Source organism: Coleofasciculus sp. C1-SOL-03 (genome assembly GCF_040220555.1).
Taxonomy (GTDB): Bacteria; Cyanobacteriota; Cyanobacteriia; order Cyanobacteriales; family Coleofasciculaceae; genus Coleofasciculus.
This window is the reverse complement of sequence record NZ_JAVJUO010000084.1, coordinates 85,077-102,110: the sequence shown is the minus strand read 5'-3', so window position 1 is coordinate 102,110 and position 17,034 is coordinate 85,077. Positions and strand designations below refer to the sequence as shown.

The 17,034-nt window shown below is 47.0% G+C and carries 18 protein-coding genes and 2 pseudogenes; 9 read left to right on the top strand and 11 right to left on the bottom strand.

The window, feature by feature from the left end; translation table 11 throughout:
- Window positions 1-202: 202 nt before the first annotated feature.
- The gene (locus RIE73_RS15165; protein ID WP_446401962.1) at window positions 203-1,561 is read right to left on the bottom strand and encodes an alanine/glycine:cation symporter family protein; all 1,359 of its coding nucleotides are present in this window, start codon (window positions 1,559-1,561) and stop codon (window positions 203-205) included.
- 300 nt (window positions 1,562-1,861) lie between these two features.
- On the opposite strand from RIE73_RS15165, the gene RIE73_RS15160 reads away from it, so the two are divergent.
- The 3 genes and pseudogenes from RIE73_RS15160 (at window position 1,862) to RIE73_RS15150 (ending at window position 4,780) form a co-directional block, all read left to right on the top strand.
- Window positions 1,862-2,050 (top strand): hypothetical protein, encoded by a 189-nt coding sequence (locus tag RIE73_RS15160; RefSeq protein ID WP_446401967.1) that lies wholly within the window; start codon window positions 1,862-1,864, stop codon window positions 2,048-2,050.
- Window positions 1,980-2,126: pseudogene (locus RIE73_RS15155) on the top strand (type ISP restriction/modification enzyme); the annotation flags it as partial. The gene RIE73_RS15160 and the pseudogene RIE73_RS15155, both read left to right, overlap by 71 nt.
- A gap of 575 nt (window positions 2,127-2,701) precedes the next feature.
- Window positions 2,702-4,780 carry a prolyl oligopeptidase family serine peptidase gene (locus RIE73_RS15150; protein WP_446401961.1) on the top strand — a complete coding sequence of 693 codons (2,079 nt, stop codon included), beginning with the start codon at window positions 2,702-2,704 and terminating at the stop codon, window positions 4,778-4,780.
- 55 nt (window positions 4,781-4,835) lie between these two features.
- Here RIE73_RS15150 and RIE73_RS15145 read toward each other — a convergent pair whose 3' ends face one another.
- The 3 genes and pseudogenes from RIE73_RS15145 to RIE73_RS15135 all read right to left on the bottom strand — a co-directional run.
- Window positions 4,836-5,186 carry a Mo-dependent nitrogenase C-terminal domain-containing protein gene (locus RIE73_RS15145; RefSeq protein WP_446401960.1) on the bottom strand — a complete coding sequence of 117 codons (351 nt, stop codon included), beginning with the start codon at window positions 5,184-5,186 and terminating at the stop codon, window positions 4,836-4,838.
- Between the two features lie 88 nt (window positions 5,187-5,274).
- Window positions 5,275-5,505, bottom strand: a complete 231-nt coding sequence (locus tag RIE73_RS15140) for a hypothetical protein (protein ID WP_446401959.1) — start codon at window positions 5,503-5,505, stop codon at window positions 5,275-5,277.
- A gap of 85 nt (window positions 5,506-5,590) precedes the next feature.
- Window positions 5,591-5,701: pseudogene (locus tag RIE73_RS15135) on the bottom strand (GTPase); the annotation flags it as partial.
- A 410-nt stretch (window positions 5,702-6,111) separates the two neighbouring features.
- Between RIE73_RS15135 and RIE73_RS15130 the strand changes: the two are divergent.
- Entirely contained in the window at window positions 6,112-7,326 is a 1,215-nt protein-coding gene (locus tag RIE73_RS15130) for an AAA family ATPase (RefSeq protein WP_446401958.1), read from the top strand.
- A gap of 24 nt (window positions 7,327-7,350) precedes the next feature.
- A complete protein-coding gene (locus RIE73_RS15125) occupies window positions 7,351-7,971 on the top strand; it encodes a DUF4276 family protein (protein ID WP_446401957.1) in 621 nt (206 codons plus the stop codon).
- Window positions 7,972-8,109: 138 nt separating this feature from the next.
- Here RIE73_RS15125 and RIE73_RS15120 read toward each other — a convergent pair whose 3' ends face one another.
- A complete protein-coding gene (locus RIE73_RS15120) occupies window positions 8,110-8,319 on the bottom strand; it encodes a Nif11-like leader peptide family natural product precursor (RefSeq protein ID WP_446401956.1) in 210 nt (69 codons plus the stop codon).
- 174 nt (window positions 8,320-8,493) lie between these two features.
- Between RIE73_RS15120 and RIE73_RS15115 the strand changes: the two genes are divergently transcribed.
- Window positions 8,494-10,980: a substrate-binding domain-containing protein gene (locus tag RIE73_RS15115; protein WP_446401955.1), complete on the top strand. Its 2,487-nt coding sequence runs from the start codon at window positions 8,494-8,496 to the stop codon at window positions 10,978-10,980.
- Here RIE73_RS15115 and RIE73_RS15110 read toward each other — a convergent pair.
- The 3 genes from RIE73_RS15110 to psbN form a co-directional block, all read right to left on the bottom strand.
- Window positions 10,969-11,592, bottom strand: a complete 624-nt coding sequence (locus RIE73_RS15110; RefSeq protein WP_446401954.1) for a hypothetical protein — start codon at window positions 11,590-11,592, stop codon at window positions 10,969-10,971. The genes RIE73_RS15115 and RIE73_RS15110 overlap by 12 nt on opposite strands.
- A gap of 32 nt (window positions 11,593-11,624) precedes the next feature.
- Entirely contained in the window at window positions 11,625-11,855 is a 231-nt protein-coding gene (locus RIE73_RS15105; protein WP_006099459.1) for a DNA-directed RNA polymerase subunit omega, read from the bottom strand.
- 150 nt (window positions 11,856-12,005) lie between these two features.
- Window positions 12,006-12,137 (bottom strand): photosystem II reaction center protein PsbN, encoded by a 132-nt coding sequence (gene psbN, locus RIE73_RS15100; protein ID WP_446401953.1) that lies wholly within the window; start codon window positions 12,135-12,137, stop codon window positions 12,006-12,008.
- Between the two features lie 84 nt (window positions 12,138-12,221).
- Here psbN and psbH point away from each other — a divergent pair, with 84 nt between their 5' ends.
- Together psbH and RIE73_RS15090 are read left to right on the top strand one after the other, a co-directional pair.
- Entirely contained in the window at window positions 12,222-12,425 is a 204-nt protein-coding gene (gene psbH / locus RIE73_RS15095; protein WP_446401952.1) for a photosystem II reaction center phosphoprotein PsbH, read from the top strand.
- Between the two features lie 191 nt (window positions 12,426-12,616).
- Window positions 12,617-12,904 carry a TatA/E family twin arginine-targeting protein translocase gene (locus tag RIE73_RS15090; RefSeq protein ID WP_446401951.1) on the top strand — a complete coding sequence of 96 codons (288 nt, stop codon included), beginning with the start codon at window positions 12,617-12,619 and terminating at the stop codon, window positions 12,902-12,904.
- 133 nt (window positions 12,905-13,037) lie between these two features.
- Here RIE73_RS15090 and RIE73_RS15085 read toward each other — a convergent pair whose 3' ends face one another.
- A complete protein-coding gene (locus tag RIE73_RS15085) occupies window positions 13,038-13,757 on the bottom strand; it encodes a response regulator transcription factor (protein ID WP_446401966.1) in 720 nt (239 codons plus the stop codon).
- Between the two features lie 490 nt (window positions 13,758-14,247).
- Here RIE73_RS15085 and RIE73_RS15080 point away from each other — a divergent pair, with 490 nt between their 5' ends.
- Window positions 14,248-14,874, top strand: a complete 627-nt coding sequence (locus tag RIE73_RS15080; RefSeq protein WP_446401950.1) for a CPP1-like family protein — start codon at window positions 14,248-14,250, stop codon at window positions 14,872-14,874.
- A 112-nt stretch (window positions 14,875-14,986) separates the two neighbouring features.
- Here RIE73_RS15080 and hppD read toward each other — a convergent pair whose 3' ends face one another.
- Window positions 14,987-16,096 carry a 4-hydroxyphenylpyruvate dioxygenase gene (gene hppD, locus RIE73_RS15075; RefSeq protein ID WP_446401949.1) on the bottom strand — a complete coding sequence of 370 codons (1,110 nt, stop codon included), beginning with the start codon at window positions 16,094-16,096 and terminating at the stop codon, window positions 14,987-14,989.
- A gap of 37 nt (window positions 16,097-16,133) precedes the next feature.
- Window positions 16,134-16,850 (bottom strand): SDR family oxidoreductase, encoded by a 717-nt coding sequence (locus RIE73_RS15070; protein WP_446401948.1) that lies wholly within the window; start codon window positions 16,848-16,850, stop codon window positions 16,134-16,136.
- Between the last annotated feature and the right edge of the window lie 184 nt (window positions 16,851-17,034).

Below are 17,034 nucleotides of genomic sequence, written 5' to 3'. Positions count from 1 at the left end.
ACCCCACCCATACCCCAACTACCAAACCCGCCCTCCTCATATATATCTAAAAACAAAAACCCGCCCTACTCACCGATAACGGAAAAACAAAACCCGCCCTCTTCACCAATAACGAAACAACAAAACCCGCCCTCCCCACCGATAACGGAAAAACAAAACCTGTCCTTATTTCTAAGAACAATAAACCCTGAACAATCACCACTTATTGCGCTGTAGCCAATCCTTTATTTAATCGCCGCATATACTTATCTAAATCCCCAGCCACTTGACCCGATAGAAAATAAGCGCCGAGTAAATTTGGAAACGACATAGCGATTAACATACCATCGCTAAAATTAATCACCACACCCGAACTTAAAACCGCCCCCGTAAAAACCGCCAGGATAAACAACACCTTATAGAGTATTAAATTATTCTGCCCAAACAAATAATCCCAACAGCGTTCGCCGTAATAACTCCAGGAAATCATCGTCGAGAAGGCAAAAAAGAAAATCGCGATCGCAAGCATCAGGGGAAACCAGGAAATCGCTGTACCAAAGGCGGCTGAGGTGACTTCCGCGCCACTGAGTTGATTAAATTCGGGATTGCGATAGACGCCTGTAATCACAATCACCAATGCCGTCATATTACAGATCACCACCGTATCAATAAACGGTTCTAAGAGTGCCACAATCCCCTCCCGCACAGGTTCTTGGCTTCTAGCCGCAGAATGTGCGATCGCGGCTGAACCCACCCCGGCTTCATTAGAAAACGCCGAACGCCTTAATCCTTGAATCATCACGCCAAACACTCCCCCTTGCACCGCCTCTGGAGATAATGCGCCGTTAAGAATTGTCAGCATCGCGCCGGGAATATCCATAAAATTCGTCATCAGAATCCACAGCGCCGCCACAAAGTAAATCACGCACATCGCCGGGACAATCGCACCCGCCACTTGACCAATCCGTTTAATTCCGCCAATAATCACCATTCCCACGAAACAAACCAGAATCAAGCCATACAGCCAACTGCGTCCCACAAACCAGGGTACAACGGTGGTTATCGCCGCATAAGATTGGTTCGCCTGAAACATACTTGCGCCGCCAAATGCGCCACCAATACCCAGAATCGAGAAAATAACCGCTAACACCTTTCCCAAATTCTGATGTCCCATTTCCGCCAAACCCGCCGACAAATAGTACATTGGACCCCCAGCCACCGTACCATCGGGTTTAATCACGCGATATTTCTGACCCAGGGTACATTCAACAAACTTACTCGTCATCCCAAACAGTCCCCCCAGCGTCATCCACACCACCGCACCCGGACCCCCTAAACTAATTGCGATCGCGACTCCCGCAATATTACCCAATCCCACCGTAGCCGAAAGCGCCGTTGCCAGGGCTTGAAAATGAGACACCTCCCCAGCTTCGGTAGGATCATCATACTTTCCCCGTAACACCTCAATGGCGTGCCAAAAGCCCCGGATGTTAATAAATTTCATCCGCAGGGTAAAGAAAACTGCACCGCTAATCAGCCAAAGGACACTGATTGAAAAAATGCCTAGGGTTAAAAACTGCACTGTGGTCTGCTCACTCAGGATACAATAGTATGTCTTTATAAGTGTTACAGTGCATCCGGTGCTTCTTCAACTGGGTTGCGGTCTATGGTTGATTATCGCGGGAATCGGGTGCGGGAATATTCCAGAGGTGTCATGGTACATCTGTAAAGGCGGGTTTTACTCTTATCGTTTCTTCGCCTAACCCCGATGTGACTAAACCCGCCCCTACATCATGGCGACTATTCAACTTCCCATTCAAAGCGGGTTAAGCTAGATTCAGTCCTCAATTTGCCCAGGTGTTAGGATTCCGGGAGTCGCTGTATGTCCAGATTGCTGATCACGCAATATCAGGCAGAAGTTGAAAAAATTATTCGCTACGGGGGTTCTCGTAAGGAAACCAGCATTCGCAATGCCTTTGAGCGTCTGCTGAATGACTACACCCAGAGATCCTACCATCCGCGAAAAATTCAATACCTACAAGTTTGCCGATTACAAAGAACAGGTGATTGATTGGCTCCAACGAGTCTGCACTGTCAGCGTTAGAACAATGGAAATTATCCAACAAATGCCAGAAGATTGCATCTGAAACACTCAGCGAATACTGCAATGAAGCAATTATTCCCACTCTAAATCATTCCCCTAACAGTCATCGGCATCCTGATCTTTCTGTAATTCGCGATCGCTCTGACTAAATTCTGTGCTATTCATTCCATCGGGGATTGGATACCGATAGAACATTGATTAAATAATACACCTCCCAGTTAACATCGGTGGGTTAGGTTGGATTGTTCATTAAATGGTTATCGCTTCCGTTTAAATCCCGCCTAACCCACCCTACTAGCGTGGCACACCTTAATTGGTGGATTAGCATTGTAGGGGCGCATGGCGTGCGCCCGGTTTAAACGTCAAATCTATTCCACAATTTTAGCTGTGTCAGTCCACTACGTTACTTGTGTTCTGGTAAACTGTTCGGCATTTAAACCTTAATGTTAACAAGGGTGAAATCCTTGTAATGCGAGCATCTTGCTCACTACTAATACTCAATTTAAATGCATGAGAGCTTATGGTAATCTCTACGCGATCGCATCCCATCCTCCACAGGCTTCCTAACCTTTCCCCAAAGAGCGCTACACTAGAAAACGCTGCCTCCCATTCCCGACTATGCCATCTTCCCACCACCCTCTGACCTACCCTACCACCCGCCAAGCTGATCAAGTAGATGACTATCATGGCACGAACGTCGCTGATCCCTATCGCTGGTTAGAAGATCCCGACTCTGAAGAAACCAAAGCCTGGGTAGACGCGCAAAATAAAGTCACCTTCGGCTATCTGGAAGACATTCCCCAACGAGAATCCCTAAAGCAACGCATCACCCAACTCTGGAATTACGAAAAATATGGCATTCCCGATAAAGAAGGGAACCGCTACTTCTATTTCAAAAATGATGGACTCCAGAACCAAAGCGTTCTCTACACCTTAACCTCTCTCGATGGGGAACCCAGACTCCTGATTGACCCCAACACCCTCTCCGAAGACGGGACTATCGCCCTATCGGGTGCAGCTATTAGTGACGATGGGAACCGTATGGCGTATGGTTTGTCTACCTCCGGTTCCGACTGGCAAGAATGGAAAGTACGGGATGTGGAAACGGGAGACGATTTATCCGATCATCTTAAATGGGTAAAGTTTTCCGGTGCATCCTGGACAACGGATAATCAAGGGTTTTTCTATAGCCGCTATGACGAACCCAATGATGCCACAAAATTAGAAGATATCAATTATTATCACAAACTCTATTATCACAAACTCGGCACAGCCCAATCCGATGATCTGTTAATTTATCATCGCCCTGACCAGAAGGAATGGATGTTTAATGGGGCGGTGACGGAAGATGGGCATTATCTGATTATTTATGTCAGTCAAGGAACTGATCCCAAGAATCTGGTTTTCTACAAAGACTTACAAACTCCCGATTCTCCCATCGTCGAATTGATTTCCGAGTTTGAAGCGAATTTCAGTCTGATTGACAATGACGGGTCAATCTTCTGGTTCCAAACTGACTTAGACGCCCCACGAAGTCGAGTAATTGCCATTGATATTCATAACCCAGGGCGGGAGAACTGGCAAGAACTGATTCCCGAAGCTGAAGAAACATTAGAAGATGTCGGGGTTCTGAATAACCAGTTTGTCGCCGATTACCTCAAAGATGCCCGTTCTTCAATTAAAATTTTTGATCTCAATGGTGCCTTTATCCGGGAGGTGGAATTACCGGGAATTGGGTCAGCCGGAGGATTCAGTGGGAAGCGTTATGATACGGAAACGTTCTATGTATTTACCAGTTTCACCACCCCAGCCACAATTTACCGCTACGATATGGTAACCGGGGACAGTTCCCTATTTCGCCAACCGACGGTAGACTTTGACCCGAGTCAATACGAAACGCGGCAAGTATTTTACCCAAGTAAAGATGGGACACAAGTGCCGATGTTTATTACCCATAAAAAGGGATTGGCGTTAGATGGCAATAATCCCACCTATCTCTATGGTTACGGTGGTTTTAATGTCTCCCTAACTCCCAGCTTTTCAATTAGTAATCTGGTGTGGATGGAGATGGGAGGTGTCTATGCGATTCCGAATCTCCGAGGCGGTGGTGAGTATGGCGAAGATTGGCATCAAGCGGGAACAAAGCTGAATAAGCAAAATGTGTTTGATGATTTTATTGCCGCAGCGGAATGGTTAATTGAACATCAATATACTCGTCCGCAAAAACTGGCAATTGGTGGTGGAAGTAATGGGGGTTTATTAGTCGGGGCTTGCATGACCCAGCGTCCCGATTTATTCCGTGCTGCCCTTCCTTCAGTTGGGGTTCTGGATATGCTGCGCTTCCATAAGTTTACGATTGGTTGGGCATGGTGTTCTGATTTTGGTTCACCGGAAAATCCAGAGGAGTTTAAGGCACTTTATGCCTATTCTCCGTTACATAATCTTAAGCCAGGGACGGCTTATCCAGCAACATTAATTACGACAGCGGATCATGATGACCGCGTGGTTCCAGCCCATAGTTTCAAGTTTGCAGCAGCGTTACAAGCCGCACATTCTGGAGATAATCCGGTCTTAATTCGTATTGAAACGAAGGCAGGTCATGGTGCGGGAAAACCGACCGCTAAGATTATTGAAGAGATTGCCGATAAGTGGGCATTTTTGCAGCGAGTCATGGATTTTGAGTCTCGAATGACGTAACTTGCTTCTCCAGGAAAGCGAGTATGACCAATGATAAAGGACAAAGGACGAATGACTAACAATAAGCACTGATATCCTCCCCACATTGGTCAGCCAAGTAGCACAGGGCGCGAAAGCGGAGGCTAACGAATTCGTCATAGAAAGGATTGAGTTTGCACAAGGGAGGAATGTGAGCAACCCGACGCCCAAAGAGGCAGATATCGCGTTCAAAGGGGCATTGGGCGGGAATCATTTTGCAGAAGAATCTAGCTTTGGCGGGGTTGTGAATTTCGATGGTCTCTAACCATTGCTTGATGGTTTGCAGAGGCTTGATCGGTTGTTGGGGTGAGGTGGGAGGGGTGATGGGGTTTGTCTTGGCTTCAACAGGGGTGGTGTTGATCAGTCCGTTTTGGTAGGTGGTATACATGGTTGGATTTGCTCCGTGTGGTTTGTTTGTTTGTCTCTATTCATAATTTAACCCAATTCAGCAGAAGTTCAAATATAAAAAACTATTATCATTGATTAGCTCTACTTAGGGGCTGCTGAATAAGTGTTGTGGGGGGGTAGGGAGCAGGGGAAGCAGGCTGAGGGGGTGACAAGATGCCAAAGGGATTATAGCAAGGTCTAGGTTGAGGCGATTCCGGCGCTGAGGGTTCAGCCGACTCCACCACGATAATGTCCGCCTCCGGAAGCCGAGGCTGATGATCAACCGCTAATCCATCGGGTGCGATCGCGGGTAATATCAATTCCGTTTAAATGCTCATCCTTGCAGTACGACAGTACAAGGGTTTGAGGCTATTTTTATAATGACTACCTAAACGGAAGTGATATAACTCCCGGTTGATCATGGACAATCGCATCCATCACCCCGGCTAACCGATTAACAAGCGTTGATTTGCCCACATTCGGGCGTCCGATTACAGCAACTACTGGCAAACCCATCGTCTCTATCCCCCTTACAGATATGAAGCGTTACGCTCCAGTCTTCTATTGTAAGGCTTGCTGCATGAGTATGGAAGGTAGACTAGATAGGGGTTTCAAGCCATTTTCTGACCCAACAAGTGCTTTCGTTTTTACACTACCACCCTCTTGCATCCTGGAATTGCAAGCCGACCTAAGCACCAAATTTTCCCTTGACAGAGGGTTGAAACCATTGCAAGAAAGCCTATTCCCTATTGCCTCTCCCCACCACAAGACTCCCTACAGCAGACCCTATTGTAGCGAGGTTAGAGGGAGTGGCTGATTCCTTTATCGGCTGGAATCTTCGGAAATGGCAATCATAGATAGCGTTTGACGAACTGAGGGAGAAGGAGGCGGTTGTACAATCTAGAAGACTAACCATCCAATCCACTATGCCCAAACCCGTTATTCCCCGCATCGAGCAACTGAGAGTCAAAAACTATCGTGCTTTACGCGATCTTGAACTGAAAAATATTACACCACTAACAGTCTTCTTGGGTCCAAATGGCAGTGGTAAATCCACCATTTTTGATATATTCGCATTTCTGTCCGAATGCTTTCAATTGGGTCTACGTCGGGCTTGGGATCGACGGGGACGGTTTCGAGAATTGCGAACTCGGGGGGCGGAAGGTCCAATATCCTTTGAGTTGAAATATCGGGAACAGCCAAAAGCTCCAATCATCACCTACTACCTAGCAATCGACGAAGGCAATCGTGGTCCCTACGTTGCACAAGAATCTCTACAATGGCGGCGAGGACAAAAAGGTGCGCCATTTCAGTTTTTGAACTTTAAGGAGGGGATAGGTGAAGTCATTAGCGGTGAAATGCCCGAAAAAGAAGACGAACGTATTTCTCAACAGCTAGACTCTCCTGATATTCTCGCCGTGAATACCCTGGGACAATTCGCCAGTAATCCTCGGGTAAGCGCTCTGCGTCGATTTATCAGTGGTTGGTATTTGTCTTATCTCACGGCTGATCATACCCGTAGTACCCCCGAAGCAGGTCCTCAAGAAAGGCTCTCCGAAATCGGTGATAACTTACCCAATGTCATTCAATATCTCAAAGAACAGTATCCTGATCGACTCGATCAAATTCTAACCACCTTGACTCGTCGGATTCCCCGCTTAGAAAGCATTGATGCCGAGATGATGCAGGATGGGCGACTGCTATTACAAGTCAAAGATGCCCCATTTCAAAGACCCATTTTGGCTAAATTTGCCTCAGATGGCACCCTGAAAATGTTTGCCTATTTGACTGTTCTCTATGATCCTGATCCACCTAAACTCATCGGCATTGAAGAGCCAGAAAACCATCTTCACCCTCGTTTGCTACCTGAGCTAGCCGAAGAGTGCCGAACTGCATCTGGACAAAGCCAGTTAATGGTGACGACTCACTCACCTTACTTTGTCGATGCTCTGCGCCCAGAAGAACTTTGGGTACTCTATCGTGATGAAGAGGGCTTCACTCAGGCGAAGCGTGCTGCCGATATGCGGGGTATTCCTGAATTTATGGCTGAAGGTGCAACCCTGGGTAATCTCTGGATGGAGGGGTACTTTGAATTTGGTGATCCCCTTAAAAACCAGGGTGCGCCTAAAACTAAACGTTAGTAATCATGAGTAGTTCTGATCGACATGACGGTATTACACTTAGAAGTTTTAGTGGAAGAATATTCAGCAAAAGTTGCCCTTGACAACCTATTGCCGAAAATTCTTCCCTCTGATGTTGAGTTTGAACTTCATTCGTTCCAAGGAAAATCGGATTTGTTGAAGAAACTTCCTCAACGACTCAAAGGTTATCGCTCCTGGCTGCCAGATGATTGGCGGATTGTTGTTCTTTGTGATCGTGACAATGATGATTGCCAAGACCTAAAAAAAAGCCTTGAAGATTATGCCATTCTCAGTGGATTTACAACTAAATCCAGTACTTCAAGCCAACAATTCACCGTACTCAATCGCATTGCGATTGAAGAGCTTGAAGCCTGGTTTTTAGGAGACGCAACCGCTATCTGCCAAGCGTATCCCAAAATAGCAAAAAGTTTTGCTACTCAACAACGTTATCGTTACCCTGATGCAATTAAAGGAGGAACCTGGGAAGCTTTGGAAACCTTACTAAAAGGGAAGGGATACCATCAAGGCGGCTTGAACAAGGTTGAAGCAGCGCGAACAATTTCTGAGTATATGCAACCTCAGAATAATCAATCGCCGAGTTTCCAGTGCTTTAACGCTGGAATACAAGCTTTTTTCAGAGAATAGTTGCACTTAAGCTAAAAAAGGGAATAGGGAACAAGGAACAGGTCAAAGCAGTCCCTCGAACCATGTCCTCGAACGAAGTGAAAGAGAAGTAAACGGTCAATGGATTTAATATCATTTTGACGAATTACGAATAAACCCTTATAATCCAGGAATTTCTGACAATTTACCCTCGACTTCTTCCACCGAAAACCCCGTCATTGCTTGCCACTCTTCCACAGTAAAGTCATAACCTCGTTCTTTCGCCATTTGGATAAAAGCGTCTACGTTGGGGGCGGATCTGAGTTCCTCTTTTAAAGAGGGGTTCGCTTGAGCATCTCGAAACAGCTTTGCCACTTGCTCCTTTGCCATTCCTGGTAACTCCTAATTTGACCAAATAATGCTACACTAGCAGACTTCCGACTCTAGGAAAAGCAAATTTTGTTAAATTTCTCAACGCTTGGGGAAATAATTGATTATCTTAACACCGTAGCTATGGCAGGATAGCAGTACACCGCGAAACAAAGCTTGGCAGGAGTAGCCATTATGGTTAAGGGTAACCCAAAAGGATTTCTGGGACGCTTATTTCAACGATTTCGTAGCGTTGAAGGGAGTCGGATTTTCCATCGCTTCAAGACGATTCCAGGTCGCTTTCGAGCAATCCTACTGCGGTTTGTTCCAGCGCGTTTCCTTTGGTTGATGCCGTTTCTGCAAGAGGAACTCAAACAGCGTGCGCCGAGTTTAGATGAACTCAAAGATCGCATGGCGGGTAAAACGAAACCCGGTGAAGGAGTAGAAGCCGAAGCCGAAGGTGGCGTGGTGACAGAAGTCGTCGTTCCGCCAGGGGTAAAGTCCCTCTATCCAGAATATCGCTGTGTCCGGGGAAATCCCTTTTACTGTGAATGGGTGCAACAAACTCTGCTCGAACAACCCGGTGCCAACTATTGTACTCAATGTGGATTTCCGACGCTGCTACCGCCGGAAACCAAAATTCGCGGGACTCGGGGAACCTATCAAATTGAAGGCTTCCTGAAAAATCGGGGTCGAGGTCGGCTTTATCAAGGACTGCAACTCCCGACTCGTCAACCTGTCGTTATTCGGGAATACCTCCTACCCGATCGCTATTTTAATGTCCCAGAAACTCAGTTACGCAAAGACGCCTTTGTCAATCTCGCGGGTGTCACCTTGGCGGATGGACGGGTGCAAGACTTTCGCCTCGTCTCTCCCTGGGACGCGATCGCAGATCCCCGATTTGAACGTTGCTATTTAGTCAGCCAGGGGATCTTAGATACCTATCCTACCTTAGCCAGTTACGTAGCCCAAACCGGTCCAATGACCAGTTATCAGGTGCGACAAATCTTGGAACAAGTCCTACAAAGTTTGGAATTTCTCCATGGACAAAAGTTTCGTCTCCCTTCAGGTTTAGTCCAACAAGGACTCACCGATGGCAATATCAGTTTAGATAGCTTACTGATTGTTCCCAGTTTCCAAGGCTTTTTTATCTATCTATGTGATCTCCTCTTGTGGGAAGGACGATTTGATCCGCCTTTAGTCGAACGTCCTTTGATATCCCCGAAAAAGGATTTACAAGACTTGGGTTATGTGGCATTTTATCTCTTAAATGGCGGCACTCATGATCCGGAGACGCTGCAACCCTTCAATCCCCGAATTAAACAGCATTGGCAGCCCATTCAACCTGCGTTTAAGGACTATATTTTATCCCTAATTGGCATTGGCACATCATCCTTTGAAACCGCAGAAATTGCCCGTCGCGCTTTATTACAGTTGCCCCCCGAACCGCAAATTATTCCCCCCTTCTCCCAACCCGAAGCCGAAGCCGAGGTCAAGAAAAAGAAACGGCGATGGTGGCGTCCTCGGTTATTCTGGCTCCTTTTGCTACTCCTACTGTTAGGATTATTAATCTGGTGGTTATTGGGTAGAAATCAACCCCAAACTGCCATGGACACTGAACCATTCCCCTGTTGTATTGAACAGGTGTCCGGGATTCCCACAGGAACGTTTACCTATACGGCAGAAGCATACGGAGCGTGGGATTATATTCTAGAGCAACCCAATTTAATTGCCAAAGATACCACCTTGGCAGGTGAATTATACCAGCGTCAACCCAAATTAGAGTTAAACTATCAACCTGTCCCTACTTGGACAGAGGCGATCGCCCAGGTTCGGGAGGAAGACGCGGAGTTTGCGATCGCGACTCCCATTAACCGATTAGGATTTTCCTTAGATGCAGAAGCAGTGGCTCATGATGGCTTAGTTGTTTTTGTCGCCTTCAGTTATGCTCAACGGGAAAACAGTTTACCCGCCGCCTTAAATGGGCAAATTAGCTTTGAGCAATTACGCCTACTCTACACGGGAGAGATTACTAATTGGCAAGAGTTAGGGGGACCAGATCTCCCGGTTCAACTCTATGTTCCCCCCAGTGATCAGGCAATTGAACTGTTTAAGCAGCGGGTTTTGCAACAGGAGACGAATACAAGTAATATTGCCAAATTTGAAGCACTTGTGCAACAACGTAACCAACCGAGTCGCTCATTTGCCAACTTAGGTCGTCCGCCGATTATCCGCACCCAAACCTTTGAGACGCTGCGACAAGTGATTCGGGATTTTGAGCAGCGAAACATTGGCGCGATCGGCTTTGATTCCCTCAGTAAAGTGTTAGGACAATGTTCGGTCTATCCCTTAGCGATTGTTGACGGAGAAAAGGATGCGATTTCACCCTTAGTACAAGATAACCAGCAACCGATTACGCCAGACACTGACTTATGTAATGCTAAAGGCAGTTATGGAGCCAATGTTGAGGCATTTATTCGCCAAACCTATCCCTTAGCGTATCCCTTAGCGGTGATTTATCCCAGAGATAATAGTCGTCCACCCATCGGGACAAAGTTTGCTGAAATTCTCCAAACTGAACAGGCACAGTGTTTACTGTCTCAAACCGGATTAGTGCCACTGCGACCTTATCTGGATTCTACATTCTGTACCCAGGAACTCGGAAACTCGTCAACGCAGTAAATCAGCATCTCCAGGTTGAGGTAATCGGGGTTTAGCTGGGGGAGTAGGAGTGGGGGGTGGCGATGGCTGCTGACTAGGGGTTGTCATTGGGGAATCGGAACGATTGGGATTAAAAATGCTGACCAAAACCTCAATCAACTCCTCTCGCTGCTGGCGAGTCAGGTTTTCTATCACCGTGCGATCGCCTGCCATCGGATTTTCCCTTAATGTGTTACTACCGGGATATTGAGATTCATTGATATACTCATTCGCCCCCAGATAGTCAGCCAGGGTCAACTTCCAATCAAATCGATAATTCGGAGGACGTCGTTTCACGTACAGGTGATAACGAATCAGACGACTTGCCAATGTACTCTCTACATTGACTTCGCCCGTTTCACTCCTGACATATTGGTTCTCTTGGGGAAAATCGGGCAACTGTTCATACACTTGACGCCACCTATCCTGCGATCGAATTAATTGGGCGCTGGCGGGTTGGGAACCTATAATTGGCGCAACAGGGATATTCCCAATCCCTGCTTTGCCCCAGCACAAGCCGACACTCGTCACCAAGGCAAGAGTGAAAAGCACAAAGTAGCGCGTCGCCTTACTCTCCCGTCTTACTTTGATCATGGTGAATCGGGATAATGATTCTCGCGCCGCCTTTAATCCCCAATAATTTCGGGTTGGGTCAATTCATCAGACATTTCAATAATTGCCCGCAGTACTGGCTTCATCATCGGATCGTCCAGATTTTCAAAATCTTCGTAGCGACGGCGCTTTGCCCGATTTGCCACTTGCACCGTAATCCGATAGCGGTTAGAAGCGGCGGTGACTAGCTCCTCAGCCCGGTGCATGATTTGACTCGAATCAAACTGGTAACGCCGATGCAGCATAGATGTTTAGTTCCTAAAATCGCAAGTTATCAGTCTAGCATTTTTGACTCGGGCGAAGCCTAGTGCAGCATGGCGGAAATACTTCAGCTACTCGCTCTCATGGGGGAAAGACGTGCCATGGCACGTCTGGAAGCAGGAACAAGTCAAAGCTTAGTCCTCATGGTCTTCAAATGGATCACTCAATTCAGCCGAAGGCGGACCGAACGCTGTGTAGATGGAGAAGGCAGTGACCGCGATCAGAATCACAGCGACTGAAATGCTAAGAACTATTGCAGGTTCCATTTTAGGTATCAATAGATGAGTCTTCTTCCTCTATAATATTACAGAACATTACAAAACGTGATCGAAATTAATCATAGGTGACCCATGGCACAACGGACGTGGTTAGGAGATATTCTCAAACCCCTGAACTCTGAATATGGTAAAGTGGCTCCCGGTTGGGGAACAACGCCGTTAATGGCGGTGTTCATTCTCTTATTCTTCGTTTTCTTGCTAATTATCTTGCAGCTATACAACTCTTCGCTGTTGCTAGAGAACATCAATGTGGATTGGAGAAGCCTAGGTCAATAGGTCTCTAGGTGTTGATTGTTCATGGTTTATCGTTCATGGTTCATCGCCATCAACGGCTCTCTAGTCAGGCATGAACCATGACGCTTCTCTCCCTGTTGGTTTGTCAGTGGGGAGAGGGTTATCCGTACAGAATTAGACGTTAGATTTGATACACAATAGACAAAGGTTTTGGTAGCTCAGGAGGGTATGAAGTGAACGTTTTTGGTATTGGTTTACCGGAAATGGCGCTAATTTTGATTGTGGCGCTATTGGTATTTGGACCGAAAAAGTTGCCGGAGATTGGTCGGAGTCTGGGGAAAGCCATTCGCGGTTTTCAAGATGCCTCGAGAGAATTTGAAACAGAATTTAAGCGTGAGGCTCAACAGTTAGAGCAAGCGGCGAAAACACCAGCACCGTCTGAAACTCAGCCGCAAGCGACTGCTGAAGCTGATTCCACAGATAGCAATAATCACGCCGCTACTCCGTCTCAAGCCAGCTAAAAATTATTTTGTCAGCGAACGTGAAGACAACGGGTGAGTAGACACTAACTGCTTTCTAGAATGAAGTAATGCTTGATAACCTCAAAAGCTGACACCAAGCCTGACACCAAGCTTACGCCATGGTGTCAGTCGTTCAAGAGGGCAGTTTCCCATTTTGGTCGGTGTTGGGTGCTTCAAACTTGTAGCCAACTCCCCGAATCGTTTGGATTAATTTCGGTTCACTCGCATCGATTTCGATCTTTTTGCGAATTTGTCCAATATGAACGTCAACAACTCGTTGATCTCCGACATAGTCGTATTCCCACACTTCCTGAATTAATTCAGAACGGCGCAGGACTTGACCCGGATGAGATGCTAAGAAATGTAACAAGTCGAACTCTAACGCGGTCAAGGGGACAAGTTGGTCGTGAAGGGTCACCTCCCGACGGGTGGGATCAATCGTCAAGTTATTGTAAACGAGACGTTGCTGATCAGTCGGCGTAATTTCTCGCTTACGTCTTAAAATCGCCGCAACTCGGTTTTCGAGTTCCATTAAATCGAAGGGTTTGGTGAGATAATCGTCACCACCCTGTTTGAACCCTTGGTTTTTGTCATCGGGTTGATCGCGAGACGTGAGGAAGAGGACAAAAACATCATTGATGCTTTGCATTTCCCGGCAAAGGTTGTAGCCAATGGCGTCCGGCAAATTCACATCCAGAATCACTAAGTCTGGGTTGAACTGCTTAAATGCGGCTAGAGCCGTCTTACCATCCTGCGCCGACTCCATTTGATAGTTCTTTGTGCTCAAAAAGCGAATTATTAAATTACGGATTGCCGGATCGTCGTCCACGACAAGAATTTTGGCGGAGACCATGGTCATAAATTTCCACGGAGAACTAATTTCAGGGATTGATACAAGATGCACACCTATTCACCACTAGGATGTATTGAGCATTTTAGTCAATACTCTTCTAGCGTAGCTGGATCAGGAATCAGGGTATAGATTTTTGTGACATCAATAGCGTAGTAAGCCTTTACGTCAATTATCGCCAGAGAACTCAGGGATGCCAATAGCGTCTGGCATCTTTACCCAAGTGGGAAAATAGGGCTGCCGCCCAATAGCATAACCGCTTTTGGCAGATCTGGCATCACTTGGGGAAACTCAACGAATTTTTCGCCTCAAGAGGACTTGTGTGCAAGGAACAAGCTACACTAGCTTGCAAGGGAGTTAGCATGGCACTCGGTACGTCACTAGGCTGTTACCTGTTGGGTGCAGCAGGGTTGAGAACATCGATGTCTATCATAATAACCAGTGTAGAGTCTTACATATACCAGTGAAAAAAGGGATGTCTAGGAGGTTTTGAATGAGCGATCAAAATCCCTACGAAAAACTTGGGGTTACAGAAGACGCTTCCTTTGATGAAATTCAGGATGCTAAAGGACGCTTGCTGCAGCAGCATCGCGGCGAACCTAAGCTGATCGAGTCGGTAGAGGCGGCTTATGATGCGATTATTATGGATCGCCTGAGAATGCGCCAAGAAGGAAAAATCAAGGTTCCAGAACGCATTCGTTTTCCGGAACGAGAAAAAGTGCCACAAAGCCCTTTGGGGTTGAGTTCACCCTCAGCCAATTCCTCTCCGGCTTGGCTACAAGGGCTGTTAGATACGCCGACGAGGAGTGATCTAGTTGCACCTACGGTTGTGTTCTTGGCATTGATGGGTCTGACTCTGTTTTATCCGGAAGCGTCAATTCTGACCTTGGCTGTCGCCTTGGGATTTGGCGGTACGATTTATTTTCTCAATCGCAAAGAACAGCAATTTGGTCGAGCTGTATTGCTCACCCTAGTCGGTTTACTACTAGGTGTGGCATTAGGAACCGTTCTCGGAGGAGCATTGGAGTCACTGCTAGCCGATATGAGTTTGACCATTGAGAAATTTGCCTCTTTGGTCACTTTGGTATTGTTCTGGCTGATTAGCAGCTTCCTGCGATGAAAGGGGGGAAGAGGAGAAGACAAGGTAGAGATTCAGTAACTCCCTTGTCCTCAATTTCCCTATCTATTTTCTGGTTCTTGTTCCCTATTCCCTATTTTCTAGAAATTGCTGATCACCTCTTTTCCATCGGCAAACAACCGCGTTTGACCTGCTCCCGCTCGATCGCCTCAAACAGAGCGCGGAAATTCCCCTCACCAAACCCTTGTGCTCCCCATCGCCGTTCGATGAACTCGAAAAAGAAGGTGGGTTCGGCAAAAATAGGTTGGGTAAAGGTTTGCAGAAGTAACGCTTGCGGAGATTGAGCTTGCCAATCGACTAAAATTTGCTGCTGTGTGATTGCCTCCCATTCGGCTGCCGAGAAATTATAACTCGGATGGCGATCGCCCAGTTGACTGTAATAAGTGGGGGGAATGTTGATGAAGGACATACCCTGGCGACGCCGTTGGGCGATCGCATTCACAATGTTTCTCGTGGCTAGAGCAATATGCTGGATTCCCGGTCCTCGGTTCACATCCAGAAATTCCTGAATTTGAGAATTCGCTGATGTTGGTTCATTAATCGGCAATTGTGTCCCAGTTACCGGATGCACCATCACCTGAGAACATAAGCCAGAGTTCTCAGTGTGGATGGTAAACACCTGCTGCGGTTGGAAGTCCAACACCTGCTGATACCACTGAACCGCTTTGGGCAAATCTCCCGCCGCCACATTCAGGACAATGTGATCGATATGAGTAAATGCCTCAGTTGGGGACGTGTTGACGTTTGACGTTTGACGTTGGACTTGTGACTTGAGCCAGTCTACCTGTACCGGAAAGTCGGGGATCGGAAGAATACCACAACGTTCAACCAAAGTGTGAGTCATATCGCCCCATGCAGCGACTTTAGCCCACTTTAGGCATCCATACTCATAATTGTGGGTTTGAAGGGGTTGTATGACCTTAGCGCCGCGTTGGAGAAGCCGTTCCATCACCCATTCCAGGTCAGTCACCTTAAATGCAATATCAGCAACACCCGGAGGATGCTGGCGCAGAAACTGGGCAACGGGACTGTTAGACGCGATCGCAGAGGACAGGACAAAATAAATCGCACCACTGTTGACTATCGTCGTGCGGGTGTGACAACTTGCCCCCGATGCCACAAATTCAAAACCCATCTGCTGAACAAACCAATCGCGGCAAGTTAGCGCATCTTTAACATAAAAGTGAATGTGATCGATTCTCATCGCTATATCCGATCCGGCAGCTTACTTGACGCCCTGGTTAAAAGAATAGATGGCTTTCTGGCTGGATGTTGATTTCCATTGGTACGGCTTGCGGATCAGCGCTCAGGGCAAACAGAATGGCATTAGCGGCTGTCTCTGGAGTGAGCATCTTTTGGCGATCGACTTTTAAGCTGACATTATCCCAGAAGGGTGAATCGACACCGCCAAAGTAAAAGAGGGTAAATTTAATCCCAAAGCGCTTCAATTCATCTGCCATACATTTGCTAAATCCGACAACGCCAAACTTCGAGGCGCAGTAGGCTGATGCCATCGCCATGGAATGTTTGCCCAAAATGCCGACGATGTTACAAATGTGACCGGATTTTTGACCCTTCATCACCTCGGCGGCGGCTTGACAGGTATAGAAGCTACCTTTGAGATTTAAGTCCAGCATCGCGTCTAAGTCAGTCGATGTAATTTTGTTGTACTGTTTAAGAACTCCTGCTCCTGCTGCATTGATGAGTACGTCAATTTGACCAAACTTGTCAACCGCTTTCTGCATCAGCGTTTCCACCTGGGCTAGATCGGTGATATCTGTGGGTACATTTAAGACTTGCTCTAGGTTAGCCATGGGGAGTTGGGAGGTCAAAGTGGCTAGGCGATCGCTCTGTCGGGCGGCGAGGACTAATTTGGCTCCCTCTTTGGCTAATTGGTGGGTGAGAGTCGATCCAATTCCTCCGGTGGCACCGACGACCACTATAACTTTATCTGGCATATAATTTACATTTCTTTACATCTTTACCTATGATAAAGCGGTTTGTCCGTTGTCATTGGTCATTTGTCCGTTGTCCTTGGTCAAACGTTACCATCAATAGCAACAAGAACGTTCCCTTAGCCGTTCAACCGGGGCGGGCGCGAGTTACATGAGGTCTCAAACAAAGGATAATAGTCAAACCCGC